At 55.8% G+C, this 25,365-nt stretch carries 25 protein-coding genes; 8 read left to right on the top strand and 17 right to left on the bottom strand.

Features of this window, described 5'->3' with window-relative positions:
• Positions 1-1,011: 1,011 nt before the first annotated feature.
• Both L0Y14_RS07565 and L0Y14_RS07560 read left to right on the top strand, forming a co-directional pair.
• Entirely contained in the window at positions 1,012-3,039 is a 2,028-nt protein-coding gene (locus L0Y14_RS07565; protein ID WP_139042165.1) for a phospholipase C/P1 nuclease family protein, read from the top strand.
• Complete coding sequence (locus L0Y14_RS07560) at positions 3,005-3,238, top strand: hypothetical protein (protein ID WP_138921923.1); 234 nt, start codon at positions 3,005-3,007, stop codon at positions 3,236-3,238. The genes L0Y14_RS07565 and L0Y14_RS07560 overlap by 35 nt, the downstream gene beginning before the upstream one ends.
• Before the next feature lie 223 nt (positions 3,239-3,461).
• Here the strand turns inward: L0Y14_RS07560 and L0Y14_RS07555 are convergent, their stop codons facing one another.
• Both L0Y14_RS07555 and L0Y14_RS07550 read right to left on the bottom strand, forming a co-directional pair.
• On the bottom strand, positions 3,462-4,028 hold the full coding sequence (locus L0Y14_RS07555) for an HPF/RaiA family ribosome-associated protein (protein ID WP_039960625.1): 567 nt from the start codon (positions 4,026-4,028) through the stop codon (positions 3,462-3,464).
• Positions 4,029-4,325: 297 nt separating this feature from the next.
• Complete coding sequence (locus tag L0Y14_RS07550) at positions 4,326-5,153, bottom strand: CheR family methyltransferase (RefSeq protein WP_240991734.1); 828 nt, start codon at positions 5,151-5,153, stop codon at positions 4,326-4,328.
• 169 nt (positions 5,154-5,322) lie between these two features.
• Here L0Y14_RS07550 and L0Y14_RS07545 point away from each other — a divergent pair, with 169 nt between their 5' ends.
• The gene (locus L0Y14_RS07545) at positions 5,323-5,952 is read left to right on the top strand and encodes a phosphoribosyltransferase (RefSeq protein ID WP_005966135.1); all 630 of its coding nucleotides are present in this window, start codon (positions 5,323-5,325) and stop codon (positions 5,950-5,952) included.
• An 82-nt stretch (positions 5,953-6,034) separates the two neighbouring features.
• On the opposite strand, the gene L0Y14_RS07540 is transcribed toward L0Y14_RS07545, so the two are convergent.
• The 6 genes from L0Y14_RS07540 to nhaR all read right to left on the bottom strand — a co-directional run bounded on the left by L0Y14_RS07540 (position 6,035) and on the right by nhaR (position 9,708).
• Positions 6,035-6,499 carry a protein YgfX gene (locus L0Y14_RS07540; protein WP_050799414.1) on the bottom strand — a complete coding sequence of 155 codons (465 nt, stop codon included), beginning with the start codon at positions 6,497-6,499 and terminating at the stop codon, positions 6,035-6,037.
• The gene (locus tag L0Y14_RS07535) at positions 6,483-6,749 is read right to left on the bottom strand and encodes an FAD assembly factor SdhE (RefSeq protein ID WP_006475653.1); all 267 of its coding nucleotides are present in this window, start codon (positions 6,747-6,749) and stop codon (positions 6,483-6,485) included. The genes L0Y14_RS07540 and L0Y14_RS07535 overlap by 17 nt, the downstream gene beginning before the upstream one ends.
• Complete coding sequence (locus tag L0Y14_RS07530; protein ID WP_005966141.1) at positions 6,739-7,356, bottom strand: hypothetical protein; 618 nt, start codon at positions 7,354-7,356, stop codon at positions 6,739-6,741. The genes L0Y14_RS07535 and L0Y14_RS07530 overlap by 11 nt, the downstream gene beginning before the upstream one ends.
• On the bottom strand, positions 7,343-7,897 hold the full coding sequence (locus L0Y14_RS07525) for a sigma-70 family RNA polymerase sigma factor (RefSeq protein ID WP_006475651.1): 555 nt from the start codon (positions 7,895-7,897) through the stop codon (positions 7,343-7,345). The genes L0Y14_RS07530 and L0Y14_RS07525 overlap by 14 nt, the downstream gene beginning before the upstream one ends.
• A gap of 128 nt (positions 7,898-8,025) precedes the next feature.
• The gene (locus L0Y14_RS07520; RefSeq protein WP_251859294.1) at positions 8,026-8,565 is read right to left on the bottom strand and encodes a YfbK domain-containing protein; all 540 of its coding nucleotides are present in this window, start codon (positions 8,563-8,565) and stop codon (positions 8,026-8,028) included.
• Between the two features lie 234 nt (positions 8,566-8,799).
• A complete protein-coding gene (gene nhaR, locus L0Y14_RS07515; protein WP_083825209.1) occupies positions 8,800-9,708 on the bottom strand; it encodes a transcriptional activator NhaR in 909 nt (302 codons plus the stop codon).
• A 136-nt stretch (positions 9,709-9,844) separates the two neighbouring features.
• On the opposite strand from nhaR, the gene L0Y14_RS07510 reads away from it, so the two are divergent.
• From L0Y14_RS07510 to nhaA, 3 genes are read left to right on the top strand one after another with little or no spacing between them, the layout of a single operon-like run.
• Positions 9,845-10,192 carry an HPF/RaiA family ribosome-associated protein gene (locus L0Y14_RS07510; RefSeq protein WP_006475865.1) on the top strand — a complete coding sequence of 116 codons (348 nt, stop codon included), beginning with the start codon at positions 9,845-9,847 and terminating at the stop codon, positions 10,190-10,192.
• Positions 10,193-10,237: 45 nt separating this feature from the next.
• Positions 10,238-10,906 carry a Bax inhibitor-1/YccA family protein gene (locus tag L0Y14_RS07505; protein ID WP_006475864.1) on the top strand — a complete coding sequence of 223 codons (669 nt, stop codon included), beginning with the start codon at positions 10,238-10,240 and terminating at the stop codon, positions 10,904-10,906.
• 28 nt (positions 10,907-10,934) lie between these two features.
• Positions 10,935-12,377 carry a Na+/H+ antiporter NhaA gene (gene nhaA, locus L0Y14_RS07500; RefSeq protein ID WP_006475863.1) on the top strand — a complete coding sequence of 481 codons (1,443 nt, stop codon included), beginning with the start codon at positions 10,935-10,937 and terminating at the stop codon, positions 12,375-12,377.
• Here nhaA and L0Y14_RS16655 read toward each other — a convergent pair.
• The 9 genes from L0Y14_RS16655 to L0Y14_RS07460 all read right to left on the bottom strand — a co-directional run bounded on the left by L0Y14_RS16655 (position 12,296) and on the right by L0Y14_RS07460 (position 22,365).
• Positions 12,296-12,781, bottom strand: a complete 486-nt coding sequence (locus L0Y14_RS16655) for a hypothetical protein (RefSeq protein WP_420887020.1) — start codon at positions 12,779-12,781, stop codon at positions 12,296-12,298. The genes nhaA and L0Y14_RS16655 overlap by 82 nt on opposite strands.
• A 271-nt stretch (positions 12,782-13,052) precedes the next feature.
• Positions 13,053-14,762: a vWA domain-containing protein gene (locus L0Y14_RS07495; RefSeq protein WP_251859293.1), complete on the bottom strand. Its 1,710-nt coding sequence runs from the start codon at positions 14,760-14,762 to the stop codon at positions 13,053-13,055.
• 173 nt (positions 14,763-14,935) lie between these two features.
• Complete coding sequence (locus L0Y14_RS07490) at positions 14,936-15,106, bottom strand: hypothetical protein (protein WP_010088833.1); 171 nt, start codon at positions 15,104-15,106, stop codon at positions 14,936-14,938.
• A 36-nt stretch (positions 15,107-15,142) separates the two neighbouring features.
• Positions 15,143-16,741, bottom strand: coding sequence for a cation:proton antiporter family protein (locus L0Y14_RS07485; protein ID WP_005960751.1), 1,599 nt, complete (start codon positions 16,739-16,741; stop codon positions 15,143-15,145).
• 80 nt (positions 16,742-16,821) lie between these two features.
• The gene (locus L0Y14_RS07480) at positions 16,822-17,517 is read right to left on the bottom strand and encodes a succinate dehydrogenase iron-sulfur subunit (protein WP_006475858.1); all 696 of its coding nucleotides are present in this window, start codon (positions 17,515-17,517) and stop codon (positions 16,822-16,824) included.
• Between the two features lie 16 nt (positions 17,518-17,533).
• Entirely contained in the window at positions 17,534-19,297 is a 1,764-nt protein-coding gene (gene sdhA / locus L0Y14_RS07475; RefSeq protein ID WP_005960749.1) for a succinate dehydrogenase flavoprotein subunit, read from the bottom strand.
• A gap of 14 nt (positions 19,298-19,311) precedes the next feature.
• The gene (sdhD, locus tag L0Y14_RS07470; RefSeq protein ID WP_040819917.1) at positions 19,312-19,650 is read right to left on the bottom strand and encodes a succinate dehydrogenase, hydrophobic membrane anchor protein; all 339 of its coding nucleotides are present in this window, start codon (positions 19,648-19,650) and stop codon (positions 19,312-19,314) included.
• A complete protein-coding gene (gene sdhC / locus L0Y14_RS07465) occupies positions 19,647-20,024 on the bottom strand; it encodes a succinate dehydrogenase, cytochrome b556 subunit (RefSeq protein ID WP_006475479.1) in 378 nt (125 codons plus the stop codon). The genes sdhD and sdhC overlap by 4 nt, the downstream gene beginning before the upstream one ends.
• 79 nt (positions 20,025-20,103) lie before the next feature.
• Positions 20,104-22,365: an NADP-dependent malic enzyme gene (locus tag L0Y14_RS07460; RefSeq protein WP_006475477.1), complete on the bottom strand. Its 2,262-nt coding sequence runs from the start codon at positions 22,363-22,365 to the stop codon at positions 20,104-20,106.
• Positions 22,366-22,673: 308 nt separating this feature from the next.
• On the opposite strand from L0Y14_RS07460, the gene L0Y14_RS07455 reads away from it, so the two are divergent.
• Positions 22,674-23,966, top strand: coding sequence for a citrate synthase (locus tag L0Y14_RS07455; RefSeq protein WP_006475476.1), 1,293 nt, complete (start codon positions 22,674-22,676; stop codon positions 23,964-23,966).
• A gap of 335 nt (positions 23,967-24,301) precedes the next feature.
• Complete coding sequence (locus L0Y14_RS07450) at positions 24,302-25,339, top strand: CNNM domain-containing protein (protein ID WP_005960742.1); 1,038 nt, start codon at positions 24,302-24,304, stop codon at positions 25,337-25,339.
• The last annotated feature ends 26 nt before the right edge of the window (positions 25,340-25,365 follow it).

Below are 25,365 nucleotides of genomic sequence, written 5' to 3'. Positions count from 1 at the left end.
CATCAGGCAGTTACAGACCGCCCCGGTACTGCGAGTTGAAATCGACAAGGGGATGGAGGGGGGCAGGCCGTTGGGCATACCGACGGTTGCAGGCCGCATAGCCCAAATGGTCGTCAAACAGCGAATAGAACCGGAACTGGAGAAGCACTTTCACCCAAGCTCTATGGATACAGTCCGGACAGATCCGCCATGGAGGCGCTCGAACGGGCGCGTCAGCGGTGCAGGAAACGGTTCTGGGTCCTGGGTCCTGGGTCCTGGGTCCTGGGTCCTGGGTCCTGGGTCCTGGGTCCTGGGTCCTGGGTCCTGGGTCCTGGGTCCTGGGTCCTGGGTCCTGGGTCCTGGGTCCTGGGTCCTGGGTCCTGGGTCCTGGGTCCTGGGTCCTGGGTCCTGGATATGGACATCAAAGGGCTCTTTAATGACATCGACCACGATCTTCTCATGCGTGCAGTTCGCAAACATGTGAAGAACAAGTGGGAGATACTCTATATTGAACGCTGGCTGAAAGCACCGTATTCTATACATGGGTAGAATGGCACTGTAGTGGCATTCAGTTCGAGCGCTGTGCGAGTAAAAAGGAAGCCACGCGAGGGCTGGATTGTATATTATGGAAGATATGGGTGTACCGAATTACGGCGCGTTCTGTTCTATCTCATTGAAGAGATCGCCCACCGGGCGAAGCGGAAATAGAAACGGCTTAGGCGCAAACACAAGGCGGTGCGCTGGTTTATGAGGTGCGCCAACGTTAACCAAGTCTGTTTGTTCACTGGATCTTTACTTAGATGATATGGCTGGACGATAGGAGTCGCATGAGGCGAGAGTCTCACGTGAAGGCCTTTGGGAAAAATTCCCGTGGCTACTCGACCCTCAAGATCCCTGCTACCCCTCTCTTCCTCCATACCCAGGGTACTTCCTGTCCGATTCCAGCACTTGATGGATTCCTCGATGCTGGGATGCTTGGGCAAGAACAGTTGGATTTCCCATCCTTCACCTAACAATAAGAGTGTTATTAATATGAAAACACATGTTCATAAAAAAATCTCTCGATACTCAGTTAATCTTTTGCCGACAGGGTTACAATATTTTTTTGCGCAACAAATCAATGGCAGTTCGGCTATAGATTTGGTTGTTAATGGCTCCTACCTTGAAGATACAAGCATAGGTCCCTTGGGTATTCCAAAAAATCATGGCCCGAATGCAGCATCGACTCTCCTTAGCTATGTTAGAAGTGGAGTAATCCCTTGGGTAGAACATTTCTGGAATCACGATTTTGATGATTACGGATTAGAGTTCGATGGCATGAAATTCTATTCAGCGCCTCACAGAGCAGATCGCTATTGGGATGAGCATGTAATCAATAAGTGGATATCGGGCGATAAAGAGCAAGCGATGGAGAATCTGGGGCGTGTCGTGCACTTGCTGGCTGATATGGGAGTACCCGCTCATGTGCATAATGACCCCCACATGGGTCTGCTTGATTATTTTGATGATGATGACTTTGAGGACTATGTGGGGGAAACATTCAAGAAAGGCCACCTCCCTGAACAATGGAATATCAACTTAAACCGAGACAAGATTGCCTTTAATTCAAGCTGGGACCTCCTTGATTACTTTAAGAATTTTGCGGAGACCACTCAACTTTACGATAGTGATGATGTCGATGGTTTTGGCACGGGACAGCCATTTCGGTGGTACAGTTTTCTTGAGAGCACGGATCCACATAGGGATGAACTTTTTGATCTGACTGATTATGCCTGCAACGCAATTGCAATGAATCTATTGCCAATCAACTACTCATTTACCGCAGGCCTCTATCTCAAGTTCCTATACGATATTAAGTTTGATCCCGATAAAGATATCCCACCAGTTAAAACAGAGCCAGTCCCTCACTACTTGGTTGACTTAAAACTTTATAAAATCACCGTGCATAATGATAAAGACAATTGGGGCAGCGGCGAGATATTTATTAAAACTAAATATGGCTCTAGTCTTGAAACATATGGCCAGTATAATGTGGATAGTGGTGATTCAAAAAATATAAACATCCAATTGCCAAACCGGATATTTAAAGCTGGGGACACGCTGACTGGTGCTTTTGAAATCTATGATGATGACACAACGACCACTGAAAGTATGGGCGCGGTTACGCTTCATGAGCCAGAGACATTTTGGCTTAGTGGGATTGGAGAAGAGTTCACGTTTTCTAGGAAATCAGATAACGGCGCCTGTACACTCCATTTTAAAATAAAATTATTTGAGATCCCTGAAGAAGAGAACAGAAGATATTCAGAAATAGAGAACAGTCTTTTTGAAGTTAGTGCCTATTTAAAAAAGATCAAGATCCATGATGATGAAGATTGGGCGGCTGATGGAGAGATTAACATTGAGGTAGACTTTGAAAATCATAAAAAACAGTTTGGCACCTATTCATTAGGTGATGGAGATAGCAAGACTATTAACGAGCTTATTACTAGCAAAATACTGCCTGGGACAGAAGATATAAACCTGAAAATTACAGTGTTTGATGAAGATGTTACTGAAAATGAAAGCTTAGGTAAAATTGATCTCGACATTGCCAGTACAGAATGGATCGACTTTAATGGCTCTAAAACTATTACCAAAAAATCCACAAATGGCGACTGCACTGTTACAGTAGAGATTAATGTCAATAAAATTGAATTTTCCTATGAGAAAGAAAACTTTCAAGAATTTATAGAACAAACACAATTGGATTCAGACTCACTAAAAAAAGCGATGTTTCCAATTGAGGTTATCGAAGAGATATTTCCACCATTGGTATTTAGTGGTAAGCGCTACACCAAACTCCACCACAAACACTGCCACCACGTAAAACGGATTAAAAAAGGCAACAAACAGAAAGTTTACATGTTCATGGAAGAACTGCCCAGGCGAACTGAGCAATTACGTGAAGATATCAGAGCGAACAACTCACTCCCCCACCTGAATCTGCTAAGGAAATTTGAAAATCATAGGATATGTAAAACTTGTGAAAAACTACAACAAAAAGAGAAAAAATATTAAGTATGACTCACGCAGGGTCATTCTCTACGGGATAGCGGGGCTATTGGAGCATCAGATACAGGCCCACTATATAAAAAAACTGGCGCCCTACCCGTATAATGAGATCGGAATGTTCATCTCATTTGTTGATGCCATTGACATTACCGGCAAGACGACTACTGCCGATGCTTTGCTCACCCAGCGTACTCTGGTCAGTTAACTGCCCAAACAGCGTTCTGATCACTGTCTGTTCATCTTTAGAAGCAACCAGCCGTCACTGCTGACCGGTATCCGTCTAGGGAAACTAAGGTTTATGCCATGAATATCTTCAAAACGAAACCTGTGGATAAGGATTCCGGCCAGTAGGTTAGCGTGCTGGATTCTTGACCAGTGCAGGTGTTACTGCTGTTTGAACACTTCCCCAAAAACTGGATGATCGTTGCTCAATCAACGATGTGATGCTTGCCAATGATGTATACGGTAGAGGCCTGAGGACCTTCATCCCCGGCCTCTTCCACATACCTCACATCATTGCCAATCGCCAGGGAATCAAAATCTGCATCCACAACGCTGTTGCGATGAAAATAGATCTCTTTTCCATCTGATGACTCGATCTTGCCAAAATCTTCCAGCGGTACCAGTTTGGATATCCTGCCATGTAGCGGAGGCTCGTGTCTTTTGACCTTATTGCGCTGTTTTCTGGCATAGTCCTGAAGTTGTCGTCGAGCGGCATCGAAGGCATCACGAATTGCCACATAAGCATCTTCGTGAGCATGATGTTCCTTGGGCGCGCGACTGGCTACCAATTCACCATCCGGCACGGTTAAATCCACCCTGACGTAATACAGCTTGCCTTTATGATGGTGCCCATGTGGCACTTCCAGCACAACACGACATGCCATGATGTGATCATAAAACTGGTCTAACTTGGCGGCCTTTTCTCGAATATATGCTTCCACCGCATCAGAATGAGGAATATCACGGAAGGTGATTTGCAATGGCTGTTTCATGATGACGTCTACCCCCACATTTGACTGCCCATATTTAGTTTCATGATAACGATTTCCGTCAACTCAAGGTCGGTATTATCCACGTTACCTGATAAGCCGAATAATAGTTGAGCACATATCAATTACCGTCCGAGCATTACTTCCTCGCAGGGCAAGATTATGAAAACTATTGAGAAAAACAAACACTTGCAAGACAATCCAATATATCGTAATTTTTCGCGAAAATTCTGGCTCAATAAGATAGTGCATTACACTTGGTCTTTTCCATTAAGGCTCATAGGCAATATAATTAACTCGTTAAAAACGCAGCATATTGCGTGTGTTTGTCCTGCCCTTCCGATAGATACCCAATCGTGCTGACCATATTTCAAAATCCTGCTTACCTTCCTGTAGTACTTCGTGTACCCCTGTTACCAAAGCGCCACCAGGTTTTAACCTGTCCCACATCCGGTCCCTGATTATTGTCTGGAGTTCAGGATCAAAATAGGTAAAGACCAGATTGCGACATAAAATTAAATCAAATGGGCCATCGGGTAAGGCTTCACGGATATCCTCGCATTGAAAATCCACGCTTCGCTTATAGACAGGATCCAGACAGTACACCCCGGCAGTATCGAGGAATGCGGTTTCCCGCCAGGCCGCAGGAAGATTCTTCACGCTGCTAAAAGTATAGCAGGCCTGCTCCGCCCGTTTGAGTAATACGGAATCAGTATCGGTTGCCAGGATATGCATGCGCAGCCGTGGGAATCGCAATTGAAGGGATAAATCCCATACCAGCATCAACGTGTAGGGTTCTTCACCCGAGGCGCAACCGGCGCTCCAGATGTGAAGCACGTCTTCATCGCAGGAAAGTGCCTGCCCTGCAAGAACCGGGAGAACTTCCAGCTCAAGCAAGCTGAAAACCATCTTGTCCCGATAGAAGCGGGAAATAGTTACTCGACATAATTCGTCAAGTTTCTGCCACTCCTCGGGATGTTTCCGCAAATACTCCTGATAAGTAGAGATGCTTTCAAACTGCAACTGATTGATCCGCCGCTGAACACGTTTGCACACACGGCTGCGTATTTTGCGAAACCCTGCCCAGCGCATATGCAGACGGGGGAGTGCCCACTGCAGAAATTCCACGCACTCACTATCTTTCATACTATAAACAGTAGTGCCGGTACGACATACCAGCAAGTAATGAGCAACGCAGGTTGTTTTTTTATATCCTGCTTGCAATTGCTGTTACATCATTGCACGCTGGAATTAAGTAACGTGTGTTCGTAACTCGGGGGGCGACGAGGCTATCCGAATGCCAAGGACAATGCGCTGTGAACTGATCTCATGGTCAGAGGTACAACGACTATGCCAACGACTGGCGACTTTAATCAGGGAATCTGGCTACCGGCCAGATATTGTAATCGCTATCGGACGCGGCGGTTATGTGCCAGCCAGGCTGGTGTGCGATTACCTGGATATCATGGCGCTAACCAGTATCAAGGTTGAACACTACCTGTCTGGTTCTGACAAACAGAAACAAGCCATTATCCGCTATCCGCTTCATACCGACATCAAGCGCCAGCGTGTCTTGCTCGTTGATGATGTCAATGACAGTGGCGATACCCTGCAAGTTGCCACCAAGCATTTACAAACATTCCAACCCGATGAATTTCGTACTGCCGTAATGCATCATAAAATCACTACTACCTCTGCTGTGGATTACTACGCCAGAAAGGTTATTAAATGGCGCTGGTTGATCTATCCATGGGCGATGATCGAAGACATTGGCGAATTTCTACGACGCCTGTCGCCACCACCTCGGACGCTGATGGAGGCCCAGAAGCGCCTTGCAGAGCAGTTCGGCATTGAAATATCGCAACAACGCCTTAAAGTTATTTATGAGATGGTGACGTCAGAACCGAATGGCAATTGCTCAAGCTGAATGTCACGCATTAGTCGCCTTATTCGTCATTCCGGCCTCCTCTTCGATCACGGCGATAAAATGCATCTCTCCCTCCGGACAGCTACTTTCCCAGAACACTCTCCTGACGCGCCCTGCCCTGCAGCAGGCGAACTCGCAGACGGCGTGCGGCAGCGCGATCCAGCGAGTCAGCCAGCAACACCAGCGACCGGCGGCGTGGCACTCCCACACAGCGAAAGTGCAGCACTACCAACCAGGGTTTGACGAAACTGGAAGGGAGCAGTTCTGCCTCGGTCGAACTGCCATCACGCAGCTGCAGGCGCCACTTTCCATCCGATATCCACCTAGCCTCGCGGATCGAGGCAGCGCCTCTGTGAAAGATGTGGCGCCTGGTCTCGATCACAAATGAGAGCGCCAGCATCCCCAACATCAGCAGCTTCAGCCAGAGTGTAACTTCGATCAGCAGCAACACAGCCCAGGTTGCGACCAGATGCGCTGTCACCACCCAAACACCCAGGGTGAGAGAGAGTCTGGGACTAATTTGGATCGCTTCAGTGGTTCTCTGCATCCTGCTGGCTTCCCTGCCGAAGAAAACTGATGATCGACACAAGCTCTTCGGGAATCCCATCCCCTCCCTGGAGCAACCAGGCCTGCAGCGACTGATCGGGGTGGCGCAACAGCCGGTCAAAGCCATCGAGTTGCGCTTGATCCAGTTGCCGGTAATGCTGATCCAGAAACCCCATCAGCAGCAGGTCGAGTTCCAGCATGCCGCGCCGACACTGCCAACGCAGACGATTGAACTCTGCACTATCGTCCATCGCTCCCCTCTTCCCCGTTATGTGGCGGCAACTCCCGGCCAAATCGGTTAAAAAACGCCTGCCTCAGGCATTCGGCAGCGCGACTATCCGCCGCCTGCAACTGCATTCTCAATGCCTGCTGCCAAACAGACTCATCAGGGGATGCTGGATAGTGGATGCTCAAACAATCAGAGATATCTGCCTGCTGTATGCTCATCCCTGCGTCTGACTGCGTGTCGCGGAACAGATCCTCAAACGGATCCTCTTCCTCTGCTTGTTCCGGCAGCATAGACGGTCTGGGCGAAGACGGTGCTGAGGATTTAAACCGCTTTCGCTCAGCAGGCTCCCACCCGCTCATCACAGCTGATTCTGTCTCTGCGGGAACAAGATCTAGCGCCTCCTGCAGTGGTGCTTGATCGAGAGACTTCAGGATCAGCCCAAGACTGAGCATCACCACCGCCGCGGTGGCTAGCCCACCCATGAGCAACGGGCGTCTGTGTCTGGCCACCACTCGATGCGCATGTGCACGAATCATTCGGTCGAGCTGTTCTGGCGGCTCCTCCCGACTGCCTGCACGATAGAGCTGCGAGATCCGTGCATCGTGCCACTCTTCATTATGCGTACTCATCGCACCCCTCCAGGCCGGCGCGTAACCGACGCAGAGCGTAGCGCAGCCGACTCTTCACTGTCTCCCGACCGGTTCCAGTGACTATGGCGATCTGCTGCAGGCTTAGCCCCGCCTCCTCTTTCAGCAGAAAGGCGCTGCGCTGCGTCTCACTCAGCCCTCCCAACAACGTGAACAGGCGCTCCACGCATTGGCGGATCAACAGCCAGCCGTCAGGCCAGCGCTGATCGAGCGTTACCACTTCATCTGTCGACTCAAACGACTCAGCGGGCCGCCGGCTGCGCCAATGATCGACCAAGCGATTGTGGGCGATGCGATAGAACCAGGGACTAAACCCCTGCTCGCTGCGCCACTGATTACGGGCATCGATCACCCGCAGCCAGATATCCTGATAGAGCTCTTCACTGCTGGATGCATCTCCGCCCTGTCGTTGCAGATAGCGAAACAGTGGTCTGCGATAGCGAGCATAGAGCGCGTCGAAGGCTGCTGTATCTCCGGCGCAGTAGCGCTGCATCAGGTTTTCATCGCTGGGATCCTGCATCATTCCGTCTAATTCTTGCCATTAAGGAACCTGATATAGGGCGGCCCGCGGCCGCCGCATGTAATAGCCTGTCTTTACGAATGATGTCGGGCACGGCCCAACCTATGCGTAGACATGCGGGCAATGCCTGCTCATTGTACGACGGCTGTCTGTTCAAAGTTGGCCTGCGGTTTCATAGGTGACAAATCCCGCGCCAGACCGAGCAAACGGACAAATTCTACACGCTCTCCATCCGGGTCATTACCACGGGCACCCCGCGCCAGTTCAATCATTTCATCGTACCCCATATCCTTGAGGTATTTCCCGCCACGTAACGACTGACCGAAGGCGGCAACAGCGGCAGCGAAGCGGAAGTCGTCACTGCTGCTGGAGAGATCCTGGACGATCTGGCTGGCCAGGATTGGTGTCTCGATCAGCTCGCTCTCTGTCTCGCCTGGATGTTTGAAACGCAACTTCAGGAAGGCCAGCTCATCACTCTTACCGACGCTGCTTACCTGCCCCTGTGCATAGCGGAGCGGTTCAATCCGCTGCCCAGTGCTCCCGCTCAGGCTGATCTCATACAGCGCGCTGATCGAGTGGCCGGCACCGATCTCCCCAGCATCGACCTTATCATTATTGAAATCCTCCCGGGCCAGCAGACGGTTTTCATAGTCCAGAGAACAACTGAGCAAGGCAATCCCCGATCCGTCCAGCTCTAGGAGGCAGTCGGATTATGGGGGGTCGTAGCGAGGGAGAGGGAGAGGGAGAGGGAGAGGGAGAGGGAGAGGAAGAGGAAGAGGAAGAGGAAGAGCAGTAGATTCATCCATAATCCGACTGCCTCCTAGAACGACATCCGGCGCGACAAATTCTCACGATCTACCGTATTTTTGCGTCCAGACCGATCGTGCGCAGGCTCATTGATGCTCTCAGCCCATGTCGTGAAAGACCCGCTCCCGTGCCGCGGTACTCACCGCCACCACCGCCGGGTGTTTGAGCCGCCGTTCCGGTGAGATGGCGTAGAAGCGCTCACGCACCACGTCGGTGCGGCCGAGCGGCACTACGTGATACTGCCGCTCCACTTCGTGCTCAATTGCTTGCGGGACACAGAACACCCCGACTCCAGCCTGACCGAAGGCCTTGAGTAGGGCACTGTCGTCGAATTCGCCGACTACCACCGGCTGTATGCCGAGTTCATCCATCCACTGGGTGAGGGCACCGCGCACGGCGCTGGCTCGGGACGGTAGCAGTATCGGGGCGCTGTCCAGAGAGCAGGGAAAACCGGGGCCGTAACGGCTGGCGAGTTCCCTGGCCGCGAAAAAAGTCATACCGGATTCGCCCAGCAGGTGGTTGAAGGCACGCACGTTCATGGTCGGCCCCAGCGGACTGTCGGCCAGCACCAGATCCAGCTTGTGTACGGCCAGATCTGCCAACAGTTGCTCCAACTTGCCCTCCTGGCAGACGATGCGCACCGGTTCGGGAAGCTGGTAGGCCGGTGCTAGCAGCTCGTAGGCAATCAGCTTGGGCACTACGTCAACGATACCGACGGTGAACTGCACCGGTCGGCCGGTCGGTTGGCCACGCAGCACTTCGCCCAACTCTGCCCCCAGGGCGAATATCTCCTCTGCGTAACTCTGCACCAGTCGGCCGGTCTCGGTGAGTACCAAGTTGCGACCGCTGCGCGAGAATAGTAGCGTACCCACAGCTTCTTCGAGCTGGCGTAACTGGCCGCTGATGGTCTGCGGTGTCAAGTTCAGCAGTTCGCTGGCCCGAACCACGCCGCCTTCGCGGGCGACGATCCAGAAGTAGTGCAAATGTTTGTAGTTCAGGTGTTTCACGGCATCGATAAAACAGTTCGTTAAATTCGAAGTATAAGTCAGAAACAAACGAATATTATTGATTATTGTTACCTCCTAGACTGCTCTCCAGCCGCGCGAACCGCGATCAATATTTAACTGCCGGGGAGTGTTCTATATGCACATCGAAATCCAATCACGGGATCAGCCCCTCGACACCGCGCTGCGCGCGCACATCGAACGTCGGCTCGGCTTTGCACTCGGCCGATTCTCGAATCGGATCAACCGGGTCGAGGTGACCCTGAGTAATCTCAATGGTCCGCGTGGCGGTGTTGATCAGCACTGTCAGATCCGCGTGGCGGCCGGGCGGCTGCCGACTCTGGTGGTGGAGGAGACCGCGGCCGAGCTGGGGGCGGCCATCGACCGTGCCGTCGATCGCTGTGGACGCAACCTGGCGCGCCAGGTCAGCCGTGAACGCAATTTTTCCCGTGATGCATGGCCGGTTGGCGATGCGTCATCCATCTGAACTGCTGTTTGAACCCAATTCTTAAACCCCTCAGGAGAGATCGCTATGAGTCGATTCGCTACCGCTGTCGCCCGACCGCAAGGCGCGGTCCTGGCGACCAACAAGGTCATCCGCAACACCTACATGCTACTGTCGATGACCCTGGTGTTCAGTGCCGCCACCGCCGGCGTTTCGGTGCTGTTCAATCTGCCCCATCCGGGATTCATCATCACCTTGGTCGGCTACTTCGGCCTGCTGTTCCTGACCAGCAAGTTCCGCGACAGCGCCCTGGGGCTGGTCTGCGTCTTTGCCCTGACTGGTTTCATGGGGATCACTCTCGGGCCAATCATCAACACCTATCTCGGGTTACCCAACGGTCCTGAACTGGTCATGACCGCACTCGGTTCGACCGGCGCCATCTTTCTCGGCCTGTCCGGGTATGCGTTGACCAGCCGCAAAGATTTCAGCTTCATGGGCGACTTTCTGATGGCCGGCATCCTGGTTGCCTTTCTGGCTGGTCTCGGTGCCATGCTGTTTGAGCTGCCGGGGCTGTCGCTCGCCGTCTCGGCGCTGTTCGTGCTGCTGATGTCCGGGCTGATCCTGTGGGAGACCAGCAACATCATCCACGGCGGTGAGACCAACTACATCATGGCGACCGTCACCCTCTATGTCTCCATCTACAACCTGTTCACCAGCCTGCTGCATCTGCTAGGGGCGTTCGGCGGTGACGAATAGACCAGCTGCCGAAGCACGGAGGAGCACCATGCAACGTCCCAAGCTTCCGTTGCTGCCCCGTCGCGGGCGCGTCTTCCAGGCCCCCTGGGAGCGCGCCTTCGATCGGGTCATCACCCCCTTCGAGGCGTTTATCCACCGCCAGACCACCAGCGGACTGCTGCTCATGGGGGCCGCGCTGTTGGCCCTGGTGGCGGCCAACAGTCCCTGGGCGGGAAGCTATCAGCACCTTATCCATACGGTCATAGGTGTCGACGTGGGTGGCTGGCGGTTGGAGAAATCGTTGCAGCACTGGATCAACGATGGGTTGATGGTGCTGTTCTTTTTCGTCGTCGGCCTGGAACTGAAACGGGAGGTGCTGGTCGGCGAACTGGCCGAATTGCGCCAGGCGGTGTTGCCCATATTTGCCGCCATCGGTGGCATGCTGGTGCCGGCATTGATCTACTTCGCCCTCAACCCCGAGGGTGACGCCGCCCGCGGATGGGGCATCCCCATGGCCACCGATATCGCTTTCGCCATCGGTGTGCTGGTGCTGCTCGGCCGCCGGATACCCAAGGCGTTGATCACCTTCCTGGTGGCGCTGGCCATCGCCGACGATCTGGGCGCCGTGGTGGTGATCGCGCTCTTCTACACCGACACGCTGGTCTGGGAGGCCCTGATCGCCGCGGCCGCGCTCTTGGCGCTCCTGGTGGTCCTCAACCGTGCCGGTGTGCGCCGCACCAGCCCCTACCTGTTGGTCGGGGTGCTACTCTGGCTGGCGCTGCTCAAGTCCGGTGTCCACGCCACACTCGCCGGGGTATTCACGGCGCTGACCATCCCGGCATTCCCGAAATACGATCCAGTCCGGTTCAGCGACTCGGTACGGGAGTTGATCGGTCGTTTTGACGCCAGCTACCGACCGGGTGAGAACATCATGACCAACGTACAGATGCGGGCCATAGTCCAGGCGCTGGAGAACGGTGTGCGCCGGGTGGAGACGCCGCTACAGCGCCTTGAGCACGAACTGCACCTGCCGGTAGCGCTGCTGGTGATCCCGCTGTTTGCGCTGGCCAATGCCGGCATCCCCCTGGATCTGGCCGGCATGACCACCACCCTGACCCATCCGGTCACCCTCGGCGTGATGTTGGGGCTGGTGTTGGGCAAATTCCTGGGCATCGCCGGGATGAGCTGGCTGGCGATCCGGCTTGGTGTCGGCAGCCTGCCGGCCGGGACCCGCTTCAGCCAGATCGTCGGTGTGGGGCTGTTGGGCGGGATCGGGTTCACGATGTCCCTGTTCATCGCCGAGCTAGGTTTTGTCGGTCAACCGCAAGCATTGCTGATGGCTAAGACCGGCATCTTGGCCGCATCGGTGGTCGCCGGTGTGGCAGGCTGCGCCTGGCTGTGGTGGGTGAGTCATCGGGTTGCCACGCTGCAGGGCGAGCCGGCGAGTGACGCGACGGTGGCCGGTGTGCGCACCGGCCATGCCAACAGGTAGAGATATCCAGCAACAAAAAACAGCATCAGGGCGGCCACGAGCAATGTCTGGTAGTCGGTCTCCCTGGGGGCGACCCGCTCCAGCTTCTGCCCCTGGACGATCGGTTGGGCCGGCTGCGGGGCCGGTGCGGCCGGTTGCGGTTCGCTGGTCGCCGCTGTAGCGAAGCCGTAGCCAAGCTGCCCAGCTCTCCACATAGTTGGCAAAATCTTCGTTCTCGGTGACCACGTCAAAGCGGGCGGCGAGTTCGCGGTAGGTCTCGATGAGCTTCTCGATCGCCACCTCGTCGGCCGCCCAGTAGCCCTCTTGCGGATGGCTTCGAGCATGCGTTCGGTAATCTGCGCCAGAGCGTGGACGTTGCTAGCCTCGAACCTCTCGCGCATATGGAGCTGGTATTTGTCCTCCACGTAGATCTCGTAGAAAGCCTGCCACTGGTCGTTACGTACGGCATTAAGGTCGACCACCTGCGAACATAAAGCGCGTCGAAGGCTGCTGTATCTCCGGCGCAGTAGCGCTGCATCAGGTTTTCATCGCTGGGATCCTGCATCATTCCGTCTAATTCTTGCCATTAAGGAACCTGATATAGGGCGGCCCGCGACCGCCGCATGTAATAGCCTGTCTTTACGAATGATGTCGGGCACGGCCCAACCTATGCGTAGACATGCGGGCAATGCCTGCTCATTGTACGACGGCTGTCTGTTCAAAGTTGGCCTGCGGTTTCATAGGTGACAAATCCCGCGCCAGACCGAGCAAACGGACAAATTCTACACGCTCTCCATCCGGGTCATTACCACGGGCACCCCGCGCCAGTTCAATCATTTCATCGTACCCCATATCCTTGAGGTATTTCCCGCCACGTAACGACTGACCGAAGGCGGCAACAGCGGCAGCGAAGCGGAAGTCGTCACTGCTGCTGGAGAGATCCTGGACGATCTGGCTGGCCAGGATTGGTGTCTCGATCAGCTCGCTCTCTGTCTCGCCTGGATGTTTGAAACGCAACTTCAGGAAGGCCAGCTCATCACTCTTACCGACGCTGCTTACCTGCCCCTGTGCATAGCGGAGCGGTTCAATCCGCTGCCCAGTGCTCCCGCTCAGGCTGATCTCATACAGCGCGCTGATCGAGTGGCCGGCACCGATCTCCCCAGCATCGACCTTATCATTATTGAAATCCTCCCGGGCCAGCAGACGGTTTTCATAGCCCACGAGGCGATATTCGGTGACATATTCCGGGTTGAATTCAATCTGAATCTTCACATCCTTGGCCACCGTCTGCAGGGTGGCACCCAGCTCTCTCACCAACACCTTGCGCGCCTCCATCAGGCTGTCGATGTAGGCGTAGTTACCATCGCCCTGATCGGCGAGTTGCTCCATCAGATGGTCGTTGTAGTTGCCACCGCCAAAGCCGAGGGTGGTGAGGGCGATGCCTGCCTGGCGCTGCTGCTTGATCAGGTCGATCAACGCCTGATGGTTGACCGTGCCGACGTTGAAGTCACCGTCGGTGGCCAGGATGACCCGGTTGATGCCGCCCTCAATAAACGCCTCACGGGCCTTCGCGTAGGCGAGCCGGATCCCCGCACCACCGTTGGTTGAGCCGCCCGCACTGAGTTGCTGTAGGGCCTGTTCGATGGTCGCCCTCTTGTTGCCTGGGGTAGGCTCTAACACCACCCCAGAGGCCCCGGCATAGACCACCAGACTGACCCGGTCATCCGCATCCAGACTGCGACTGAGCAGACGCAGCGAGCGCTTCAGCAGCGGCAGTTTGTCGGGCGAGTGCATGGAACCAGAGACATCCACCAGAAACACCAGATTGGCGGGGGGCATTTCGGACTGCCTGGGCTGCCAAGCTTTGATGCCGATACGCAGAAGCTTTGTCTCCGGGTTCCAGGGGTTGGCAGCAACCTCGGTGGTAATACCAAACGGGGTGTCACGCTGTTCCGCTGCCATATCCTCATAATTGAAGTAGTTGATCATCTCCTCCACCCGCACCGCGTCCATCGGTGGCAGGCGCCCCTCGTTGAGGATGCGCCGCAAATTGGCATAGGAGGCGCTGTCCACGTCGATGCTGAAGGTAGAGACCGGGAACTCCGCCGCCCGTTTCAGGGGGTTGTCTTTGAAGTGGGCATAGTTTTCCCGATCAAGCGGTTCCGAGGGCGGACGGACGCTGGCATTGATGCCTGCGACCGGCTGGGCCATCAGCTTCATCTCATAGCGCCTCTTTGCCGGATCGGGCAGAAGCTGCTGAGGTTGATCCGCCATCACTTCCTCCATCTCGACCAGCGAGGGATGAACGGCAGTACTTTGGGGGCGTGAGGCCCGTTCTGAATTATGGATAGTGCAGGCCGCCAGCAATGAGAGGCTGAACACGGCAACGATGGGTTTGAGTTTCATGGCTTTCTCCTTACCTGTTTTGATTAGATCCATCCGTTAATACGGATCAGCTGGGGAGATGGGGTTAAATCGACCTCATTGATCCCTCAGCACTATCTCATAGGTGAAAAACAGCCAGAGGAACCCTGAAATCCCGGCAAGAAAAGAGGCAAAAATCATCCCGGTTTTGGCCATCAAAAAATCCTAAGCATGGAGGGTAAAGCAGTGAGCGCCGCAATCGCACACAGCATGAGCAGTACACCACTGGTGGTCTGGCGATGAATAAATGCATCGAGGGGTGTTAACACAGGGTCAAAGGCCTTTTCCCATGGAGCGACATACTCTTTTTCGATCAGTTTTTTCATCAAAAAACATCAGATGTGGATAACACTGGAAGTCCATCAGACTTGGTTTTGCACCTCAACGTGATCAGCAAATCCGGCACCTGCTTCCGTGTAGATGTTAAACACAGCGGTTGCACCGGACTGGCGTAATTCCTCCTCATCATCCGGATACCTTGCCGTCGCGGCAATACGTCCGGGGAAAGAGATCTCCCGCAGCTGTTCCAGGGCATCCAGGTTGGCTGCCAGATTTGGCAGCGCCAGCATGACGAGTTCGATACTGTGGTCTTGCTCTATCTTGTCCCAGAAGTCCGCATCGCTCGGGTCACCATGCAGAACATTGCGTCCCACCGACTGGTGTCTTTTGGTCAACTCGGCATCAAAGTCGATGCCAACTACAGTCTCACCATGCAGTGCACGCATCTTGTCGTAAGCACCGCTGCCAACTCTGCCCATGCCAAAGATAGCGATGGTTGCACCGAGCGTATCCAACAGCATGTCATCCGGAAGCCTCTCTTTGCGTTGAAACCTCATCCAGAAACTTCTGAATTGACCGTAAATTTTGTTATCTATGCTGTTTAATGGCGCTGCTAAAACATAGGAGAGGGAGAGTGCGATAGCGATAACGACCAACCACTCGCTATCCAGCCAACCATTGGTTACGCCAATCGCGGCAACGATCAAGCCGAATTCACTGTAGTTGGTCAGGCTCAGTGTCGCTAACAAGGAAGTCCGTGCCCGCAGTTTGAAACGGGTCATCAGAGCAAAAAAGAGCGCTGATTTAGCGAAGACAAAGGGTACAAGCAAGCCACCGATAATCAACGCCTCCAGCGAGAGCTGGCCTGACATGCCGATAGCGAGGAAGAAGCCCAGCAGGAACAGGTCCTTGAAACCCAGCATCGACTTGGCCATTTCCTTTGACTTGGGGTGGGTAGAGATCAACACCCCCATGACGAGCGCCCCCAGATCGTCCTTCACTCCAACCAGCTCAAAGAGTTCGGCTCCGCCCAGGGCCAGAACCAGGCCGTACAGAATCAACAGTTCACCATGGCCGGTTTTTTGCAGCAGATGGTGTAACAGTGGTCGTAACGGAATAAGTAGAAACAGCAGTAGCGCCCAGAGTGAAGGGAACTTCCCTGCCGATGCTGCCAGAAAGATGACCGCAGCCAGGTCCTGCATAACCAGGATGCCGATAGCGATCCGTCCATGCAGGGACTTAATCTCCCCTTTCTCTTCCAGCGACTTGACCACAAAAACGGTGCTGGAGAAGCTCAATGCAAAGGCAAGCATCAGCGAAAGCTTGAGATCCAGGCCGGAGAAGAGTGGCGCACTCATCAAGGCCAGACTAAATATAACCGCGCCAAAGAGGGCAATGATGATTGAGATATGCAGCACCGTCACTAACCAGACCTGCGGCCTTATCAATACCTTCAGGTTCAGCTTCAGGCCAACGGTGAACAGCAGCAGAGTGATGCCCAGATCAGCAAGCTTTTCCAGCATCTCTCCGCTTGCGATACCCAGATAATTGAGCACGAAACCGGTTGCCAGGAAACCCACCAACGGCGGCAGACCAATCAGTCTTGCCAGGAAGCCTAGAAAAAAAGCCAGGGATATCCAGGCAACATCTCCCAGCGCGATAGCGACCCATTCAAAATCCATGGATTATCCCAGAAAGAACAGTTGGACAGGTTTATCCCAAGGGCACTTGCTGCAGAGCGCAGAGGGCGGTGTTGCTACAGCTAAACCGATCGCTTCAGCATCAGTTCCCGGATCAGGCCAATCGCGCGGGTCGGATTGAGTCTTTTGGGACAGACATCGACACAATTCATGATGGTGTGGCAGCGAAACAACTTGTAGGGGCCTTCGAGCCCATCGAGCCGATCGACCTCCGCTTGGTCGCGGCTGTCGGCAAGAAAGCGCCAGGACTGTAGCAGTGCTGCCGGGCCGAGGAATTTATCGGGATTCCACCAGAACGAGGGGCAGGCGGTGGAGCAGCAACCGCAGAGGATGCATTCGTAGAGCCCGTCGAGCCGCTCGCGCTCTGCAGGCGACTGCAGCACCTCCACTTCCGGTATCGGCTCGTTGCGGATCAGGTAGGGCTTGACCATGCGGTACTGCTTGTAGAAGGCCGCCATATCCACCACTAGGTCACGGATCACCGGCATGCCCGGGAAGGGGCGCACCTCCACTGGCTCCTTCAGCCCGGTCAGCGGGGTGATGCAAGCCAGACCGTTGCGGCCGTTGATGTTCATGCCGTCGGAACCGCACACCCCTTCGCCGCAGGAGTGGCGGAAGGTCAGAGACTCATCCTCTGCCTTGAGCCGCAGCAGTGCATCGCGCAGCATCATGCCCGGAGCGACCTCCTCCAGCTGGTACTCCTGCATGTAGGGGGCCTGATCCTGCTCCGGGTTGTAGCGGTAGATTCTGAATCGCATGCTCGAAAGCCCCTCTTCAGTAGACACGCGGCTTCGGCGGAAAGCTCTCCACCGATAGGGGTTTGGTTCGGACCGGCTTGAACTCAAGCTGGTCATCCTGCAGGAAGTAGAGGCTGTGCTTCAGCCAGTTGGTATCGTCCCGCTCCGGGTAGTCAACCCGGGAGTGGGCGCCGCGGCTCTCCTGGCGCGCCTCGGCCGCCATCATGGTGGCCATCGCGATATCCATCAGATTCTCCAGCTCCAGCGCCTCCACCCGGGCGGTGTTAAAAACCTTGCTGCTGTCGTGCAGTCGCACCTCGGCCATACGCCTGCGCAGCTGTTGCAGCGCCTCGATCCCTTCGTGCATCACCTGTTCGGTCCTGAACACACCGCAGTGGCTCTCCATCACCCGTTTGAGATCGCTGCTGAGCTGGTCGACACGCTCACCATCACCCGCCTGGTCCCAGCGTTGCAGCCGTGCCATCGCTGCTTCCAGACTGCTCTCGCTCATCGGGCGGTGGAAACGGTTCTGTTTCAGATAGTCGATGATGCGGTTGCCGGCGGCGCGGCCAAACACCAGGATATCGAGCAGCGAGTTGCCGCCCAGCCGGTTGGCGCCGTGAATCGAGACACAGGCGCACTCTCCCGCGGCATAGAGCCCGGGGATCGCCTCCTCCGGCCCCTCCCCTACCGGCACCACCACCTCGCCGAAGCGGTTGCTGGGGATGCCGCCCATCACATAGTGGGCGGTGGGAAACACCGGGATCGGTTCAGAGGCGGGGTCAATGTGCAGGAAGGTACGGCAGGTGTCGCGAATGCCCGGCAGCCGCTTCGCCACCACTGCCTCTCCCAGATGGTCGACTTTGAGCAGCACATGATCCTTGTCCGGCCCGCAGCCGCGTCCCTCGCGGATCTCAGTGGCGATGGAGCGGCTGACCACGTCACGACTCGCCAGGTCCCTGGCGCTGGGAGCATAGCGCTCCATGAAACGCTCACCCTCGGCGTTGATCAGATAACCGCCCTCGCCGCGCGCGCCCTCGGTGATCAACATTCCCTTGCCGGCAATGCCGGTGGGATGGAACTGGAAAAACTCCATATCCTGCAGCGGGATGCCGGCACGCAACGCCATCGCCATGCCGTCGCCGGTGTTGATGTGGGCGTTGGTGTTGGTGCGGAACAGCTGACCGCAGCCGCCAGTGGCGATCAAGGTGGTCTTGGCCTCGATCAGCAGCGGCTCGCCACTGGCGATGTCGAGCACCAGCGCACCGAGGATCACCCCCTCATCGTCGCGGATCAGATCGATGGCGAAGTACTCATCGAAAAAGTGGGTCTTGGCGCGAATATTCTGTTGGTAGAGGCTATGCAGGATGGCGTGGCCGGTACGATCAGCGGCGGCACAGGTGCGCGAGGCTTGAGCCCCACCGAAGTTCTGACTCTGGCCACCGAAGGCGCGCTGGTAAATGCGGCCGTTATCAAGCCGCGAAAAGGGCACGCCAAAGTGCTCCAGCTCATAGACGATATTGGAGGCGGCGCGGCACATATATTCGATGGCATCCTGGTCGCCCAAGTAGTCGCTGCCCTTCACCGTGTCGTACATGTGCCAGTGCCAGTTGTCCGCCGAGACATTGGCCAGGGCGGCATTGACTCCACCCTGGGCGGCAACGGTATGGGAGCGGGTCGGAAAGACCTTCGAGACCACCGCCACCCGCGCCTCGGCCTCCGCCAGCTGCAGCGCGGCGCGCAAGCCTGCGCCGCCAGCCCCCAGGATCAACGAATCAAAGTGTCGGCGCTGCAGTGACATGGCATCTCCTTAGGTTAAGCGGTGACCACAAGCAGTATGCGCAATACCCAGAAGCCCCAGGCGATCAGCATCACCGCAACACCAGTGAGCATCGCCAGCCTAAGCAGGTAGGGGTGGACATAGTCAAGCACCACATCGCGGACCCCGACCCAGGCGTGCACCAGCAGCGCCAGCGCGAACAACAGGATCGAGCTATTGACCCAGGGACTGGCAAGAAACACATGCCACTCGGCATAGGATTGGGGCGGCATGACGATAAAGTAGAGAAGCAAAAGCGGTGTGTAGAGCCCCAGATAAACCGCACTAATCCGCTGAAACAGCCAGGCTTGCAGCCCCGGCATCTGACGACTCATAGTAATACCCCCAGCAACAGTGCAGCGAACAGCCCGCTAATCAGCACCAGCCGGGCCCAGGCCCGCGCCTGCTGCCGCGCCACGCCGATCTCCATATCGATCAGCAGGAAGCGAATCCCCGCCAGCAGATGGTGCAGCAGGATCCACAAAAGCAAATAAAGCAGGAGTTGCGAGAACGGGTGGCGAAACAGTTCAAGCGCCTGGGCAAAGCCCTCCTCACCACTCGCCGAGAGACTCAGCAGTTTTACCAGCAAGGGAATGGAGAGAAACATCAGCACCCCGGTCAGCCGATGCAAGATCGACACCACGGCGGTGATCGGCATATGAATCTGCAGGAGATTGAGAAAAACCGGTCGTTTGTTGTTATCGACCATTCGCTCTGTTTTTTTGGATCTAGCCAAGGATTGGACCAAGTATAGTCAACAGACCAAAAATGGGTGGCAAACCCATAGCCTATCTCGCCCGCACTGAAGCCAACGCTGTCATGTTCAACAGCCCTCGCACGGTGATCGATGGGGTGACGATGTGGGCCGAGCCCGCCGCCCCGACCAACACCGGACCGATGGTGATGCCATCACCCAGCACCTTGAGCATGTTGAAGGCGATATTGGCAGCATCCTGATTCGGCATCACCAGCAGATTGGCCGCCCCTGCCAACCCGGAGTCAGGGAAACGCAGAGTGCGCAGGGTGGCATCCAGCGCCAGATCCGCATGCATCTCGCCATCGATCTCCAGCTCCGGCAGATTTGTGCGGACGATCTTCAACGCCTGCTGCATCTTGCGTGAGGAGCGCGAATCGTGACTGCCGAAGTTGGAGTGGGAGAGCAGTGCAGCCTTGGGTTCAACACCAAACCAACGCACCTCGTCGGCGCAGAGTCGCACGATCTCGGCAATATCCTCCGCCTCAGGTTCCTCCTGCACATAGCTATCTGTGATAAACAAGGTGGCGGAGTCGAGCACCAACACGCTCATGGAGGTGAGTTTTTTCACCCCATCGGCGGGGCCGATAATGTCCTGAATCTTCTCCAGATGGTGACGATAGCGCCCCACCAGACCGCAGATCAGCGCATCTGCATCTCCCTCCAGCAGCAACATCGCGGCAAGCACGCTGGAGTTGGTCCGCAACAGCTGGCGCGCCTCGGTGGGCGAACAGCCCTTGCGCGCCATAATCTGGAACAGCCGCTTGCAGTAATCTGGGTAGCGGGGGTGATCTTGCGGGTCGACCAGCTGCAGATCCCGGCCGATCTCGAGCGCCAACCCCAGCTCACGAATACGCCGTTCCACCACCGCACGACGGCCGATCAGAATCGGCCGGGCGATGCCCTGCTCCACCACCTGGGGGATCAGCTGCAGCACTTTCGGCTCTTCGCCTTCGGCATAGACCACCCGCCTCGGCTCACTGCGGGCCGCATCGAACACCGGCTTCATGGTCATGCCAGTGCGGAACACCTGCTGCTGCAACCCCTCCCGATAGGCCTGCAGATCAGCGATCGGGCGCTGTGCCACACCGCTCTCCATCGCCGCCTCGGCCACCGCCGGGGCGATATGCTCTATCAGCCGTGGATCGAAGGGTTTAGGAATCAGGTAGTCCGGACCAAACTGCAGCTGCTGACCGCCATAGGCCGACTGCACCACATCCGAGGCCTGTACCTGGGCCAGTCCGGCGATCGCCCGCACACAGGCCAACTTCATCACGGTATTGATCTCGCTGGCACCGCAGTCGAGGGTGCCGCGAAACAGGAAGGGAAAGCAGAGGACATTGTTAACCTGATTCGGATAGTCGGAACGGCCGGTGGCAATCAGCGCATCGGGGCGCACCGCCCTGGCCTCATCGGGCATGATCTCCGGCACCGGATTGGCCAGCGCCAAGATGATCGGCCGCTCCGCCATCTGCTGCAAAAACTGCGGCTTCAGTACCCCACCGGCAGAAAGGCCGAGAAAGATATCGGCTCCCGGCATCACCTCTTTCAGGGTACGCGCGCCAGTGTCAATGGCGTAACGAGCCTTGTAGGGGTCCATCTCCTCCTGCCGTCCCTGATAAACCACCCCGGCGATGTCAGTCACCACGATGTTGGCCTTATTCATCCCCAGGCCCACCAGCAGATCGAGGCAGGCCAGCGCTGCCGCGCCGGCGCCTGAGGCCACCAACCGCACCTGCCCGATATCCTTGCCCACCAGCTGCAGGGCATTGAGGATCGCCGCGCTAACCACGATCGCGGTGCCATGCTGGTCGTCGTGGAAGACCGGGATCTTCATGCGCTGCTTCAACCCCTCCTCAATGATGAAGCAGTCAGGGGCCTTGATATCCTCCAGGTTGATGCCGCCGAAGGTCGGTTCCAGGCCGGCGACGATCTCGATGAAACGCGCGGGATCGGTCTCATCTACCTCAATATCAAACACATCGATATCAGCAAACTTCTTGAACAGCACCGCCTTGCCTTCCATCACTGGCTTCGAGGCGAGCCCGCCGATGGCGCCCAGCCCCAGCACTGCGGTGCCATTGGTGACCACCGCCACCAGATTGCCGCGGGCGGTGTAGTCGGCGGCCTTTGCAGGGTCGGCGGCGATCTCCCGGCAGGGCTCGGCTACCCCCGGCGAGTAGGCCAGCGAAAGGTCCAGCTGGTTGGCAAGTGGCTTGGTCGCCTTGATCTCGAGCTTTCCAGGGCGGGGGTAACAGTGGTAACGCAGCGCACTGTTGAGGCTGTCCTCTGACATGGGGTGGTCCTTGCTGTTTTCTGAAGCCGTTGGGGCATGGGGCGGATTGCGATTATCTGTCCCACAGGATAGCAGTCAGATCATAGAAAAAAGTGCAACTTTTCCCACCTCTATTGCGGGGAAATTGAGTACCCCAAGCCCCCATTTCCTCAGTAACGGATGGTTTATCTGGCGTCCACCTTCAGGTGTCATTGGGGCCTCAAAAAGATTGCAGCGCCACAGCCAATAGTGCGTTGAATCACCCAGAATTACCGCTGGCAACGCATCACTCTGGTTGTCACCTATTCAGATTAAAAAGGGAAAACACCATGTCAGACAAGGCCACCCTCACCCTTGACGGGGAGCAGTATGATCTGCCTCTGGTGATAGGTTCAGAAGATGAACCGGCCATCGATATCAGCAGCCTGCGCGCCCGCACCGGATACATCACCCTCGACCCAGGCTACGCCAACACCGGCAGTTGCCAGAGTTCGATCACCTATATCGATGGCGAGAAGGGCATTCTGCGCTACCGGGGCATCCCCATCGAGCAGTTTGCCAACGGCCCGAACTTTATTGAGGTGGTCTGGCTACTGATCTGCGGCCATCTGCCGACCACCGAGGAATACACTGACTTTGCCCGAGATCTTACCCTCCACGCCAACCTCGACGAGGGCATGAAGAGCCACTTCGATAGCTTCCCCCGCACGGCCCCGCCGATGGCGGTGCTCTCCTCCATGATCAACACCCTCTCCTGCTTCCACCCTGAGCTTCTGGAGCTAGAGGACACCGAGCAGTTCCGCATGGCGGCGGCTCGGTTGATCAGCAAGATCCGAACCATTGCCGCCTACGCCTATCGCCATTCAACCGGCCAGCCTTACATCTACCCCGATCCACACCAGCGCTATGTGCATAATTTTCTGCACATGATGTTTTCCCAGCCCTACGACCAGTATGTCTGCGACGATCTGGTGCGTGACGCACTCAATCTGATCCTGATCCTGCATGCCGATCACGAACAGAACTGCTCTACCTCAACAGTGCGTATGGTCGCCTCCAGCGGTGCCAACCTGTTCACCTCCTGCTCTGCCGGCGTCGGCGCACTCTGGGGCCCACTGCACGGCGGTGCCAACGTGGCGGTCATGAACATGCTGGAGGAGATCCACAAAGGCAACATGACCCCGGAGGCGTATGTAAATCTCGCCAAGGATAAGGAGAGCGGCGTGCGCCTGATGGGGTTTGGCCACCGGGTCTACAAGGATTTCGATCCACGCGCCAAGGTGCTCAGGGAGGTGGCGGAACGGTTGTTCTCCCAGCCAGGAAAGAAGGATCCACTGCTCGATATTGCTCGTAAACTCGAGGAGATAGCCCTGCAGGATCCCTACTTCATCGAGCGTAAACTCTATCCCAATGTAGACTTCTACAGCGGTATCATCCTGCGCACCATCGGCATCCCTACCAGCATGTTTACAGTAATATTTGCGATGGGGCGTCTGCCGGGCTGGATCGCCCACTGGTGGGAGCAACGGCGCGACGCCAACAGCCGCATCTCACGTCCACGGCAGATCTATACCGGGAATGGCCTGACCGACTATGTGGAGATGCCCAGTCGCAAAATCTGACCTATCAGATTAGGAGCGCCGCAAACGGCGCTCTTAGTCGCTTCATGATGTTGCCCTAGGAAGCAGATAGCGCCCCCACGGGAGTGCTAAGCGGACCTTTGATGGAGGCAACAAACTCTTTCAGCGCCTTGAAGGTCTCCTCCGGCAAATCTTCAAGGTTATCCAGCGCAATGCCGGGGCAGGATTCAGCTGCCCAAAGTCAACAAAAGCTATGCAACACGCCGAACCTATCTAAGATTGCCATCGTTTACATGAGAACAGATAGGCTCTCACTGACTTATAACGCATGCCTCTATGCTATGCTCGGAAGACCACAGAGCCTGTTGTACGGATAAATGGCACTACTGTTCTTCTATCTCTTTCTGGCCCTCTTCGTCTCCTTCCTATGCTCCATTCTTGAAGCGGTTCTGCTTTCAATCACACCCAGCTACATCGGTTCACTGGACGACAGTACTCCGCATAAAAAACCTCTGCTGAGGCTTAAAAGCAATATCGATAACGCCATCTCATCCATCCTGACCCTCAACACCATCGCCCACACCATGGGGGCTGCCGGTGTCGGTGCCGAAGCAGCCCAAATCTTCGGTATCCAGTGGCAAAGCCTGATCGCTGTTATCCTCACACTGCTGATCCTCTACCTCTCCGAGATCATCCCAAAAACCATCGGTGCAACCTATTGGAGAGAACTGGCGAAGCCCACCACCTATATCATCGCGTTTCTCATCAAGGCGATGGCCCCGCTGTTGTGGTTGTCGGGCCAGATTACCCAGCGTATTCAGAAACCAGAGAGTAACGGCCTGACCCGGGAAGAGATCTCAGCGATGGCTGAGATCGGTGAGCAGAGCGGGATTCTGGAAGAACATGAGAGTCAGCTGATCGAGAACCTACTCTCTCTCAAGCAAGTTGCGGTTAAGGATATCCTGACACCCCGCAGCGTGGTATTCCGCCTCGACGCCGACCGCAACATCGAATCCGCACTGGAAAAGCCCGAGGTCTTCATCTATTCTCGAATCCCCGTTTACGAGAAAGATCCGGACTCAATCATCGGCATGGTCTTCGCACGAGATATCCTGAAGGCCACCTCTCTCGAAGATCAGACTCATGCCCCCTTGCGCAGCCTGATGACAGCGCTACACCAGGTGCCGAGGGAGATGCCCGTTTACTATCTGCTCGACCTGTTCATCAAGCGCCGGGAGCACCTCTTTCTGGTGCATGACGAATATCGTCAGTTTTCCGGCATCGTCACCCTCGAAGACACCATTGAAACGCTACTTGGGCGGGAGATCATGGATGAAGTGGATCAGGTAGCGGATATGCAGCAGCTCGCATTGGAAAAAGCTGCCCGCTGGAAACAGCAACAGTCCGGTCGCTAGGGCCTGTTAACCCATAAAGGGAAGGG

Source organism: Candidatus Endoriftia persephonae (assembly GCF_023733635.1).
Classification (GTDB): domain Bacteria; phylum Pseudomonadota; class Gammaproteobacteria; order Chromatiales; family Chromatiaceae; genus Endoriftia; species Endoriftia persephonae.
The sequence above is the reverse complement of the archived record's forward strand: the minus strand, read 5'-3'. Positions and strand labels throughout refer to the sequence as shown.

Coding starts and splice junctions, on each gene's coding strand:
- sdhA (WP_005960749.1), bottom strand. CDS start 19,297: ATGTCACTGCAGCGCCGACACTTTGATTCGTTGATCCTGGGGGCTGGC.
- L0Y14_RS07455 (WP_006475476.1), top strand. CDS start 22,674: ATGTCAGACAAGGCCACCCTCACCCTTGACGGGGAGCAGTATGATCTG.
- nhaA (WP_006475863.1), top strand. CDS start 10,935: ATGCAACGTCCCAAGCTTCCGTTGCTGCCCCGTCGCGGGCGCGTCTTC.
- L0Y14_RS07525 (WP_006475651.1), bottom strand. CDS start 7,897: ATGATGCAGGATCCCAGCGATGAAAACCTGATGCAGCGCTACTGCGCC.
- L0Y14_RS07495 (WP_251859293.1), bottom strand. CDS start 14,762: ATGAAACTCAAACCCATCGTTGCCGTGTTCAGCCTCTCATTGCTGGCG.
- L0Y14_RS07480 (WP_006475858.1), bottom strand. CDS start 17,517: ATGCGATTCAGAATCTACCGCTACAACCCGGAGCAGGATCAGGCCCCC.
- L0Y14_RS07485 (WP_005960751.1), bottom strand. CDS start 16,741: ATGGATTTTGAATGGGTCGCTATCGCGCTGGGAGATGTTGCCTGGATA.
- sdhD (WP_040819917.1), bottom strand. CDS start 19,650: ATGAGTCGTCAGATGCCGGGGCTGCAAGCCTGGCTGTTTCAGCGGATT.
- L0Y14_RS07535 (WP_006475653.1), bottom strand. CDS start 6,749: ATGGACGATAGTGCAGAGTTCAATCGTCTGCGTTGGCAGTGTCGGCGC.
- L0Y14_RS07510 (WP_006475865.1), top strand. CDS start 9,845: ATGCACATCGAAATCCAATCACGGGATCAGCCCCTCGACACCGCGCTG.
- L0Y14_RS07565 (WP_139042165.1), top strand. CDS start 1,012: ATGAAAACACATGTTCATAAAAAAATCTCTCGATACTCAGTTAATCTT.
- L0Y14_RS07505 (WP_006475864.1), top strand. CDS start 10,238: ATGAGTCGATTCGCTACCGCTGTCGCCCGACCGCAAGGCGCGGTCCTG.
- L0Y14_RS07490 (WP_010088833.1), bottom strand. CDS start 15,106: ATGAAAAAACTGATCGAAAAAGAGTATGTCGCTCCATGGGAAAAGGCC.
- L0Y14_RS07540 (WP_050799414.1), bottom strand. CDS start 6,499: ATGCAGAGAACCACTGAAGCGATCCAAATTAGTCCCAGACTCTCTCTC.
- L0Y14_RS07450 (WP_005960742.1), top strand. CDS start 24,302: ATGGCACTACTGTTCTTCTATCTCTTTCTGGCCCTCTTCGTCTCCTTC.
- sdhC (WP_006475479.1), bottom strand. CDS start 20,024: ATGGTCGATAACAACAAACGACCGGTTTTTCTCAATCTCCTGCAGATT.
- L0Y14_RS07555 (WP_039960625.1), bottom strand. CDS start 4,028: ATGAAACAGCCATTGCAAATCACCTTCCGTGATATTCCTCATTCTGAT.
- L0Y14_RS07545 (WP_005966135.1), top strand. CDS start 5,323: ATGCCAAGGACAATGCGCTGTGAACTGATCTCATGGTCAGAGGTACAA.
- L0Y14_RS07460 (WP_006475477.1), bottom strand. CDS start 22,365: ATGTCAGAGGACAGCCTCAACAGTGCGCTGCGTTACCACTGTTACCCC.
- L0Y14_RS07530 (WP_005966141.1), bottom strand. CDS start 7,356: ATGAGTACGCATAATGAAGAGTGGCACGATGCACGGATCTCGCAGCTC.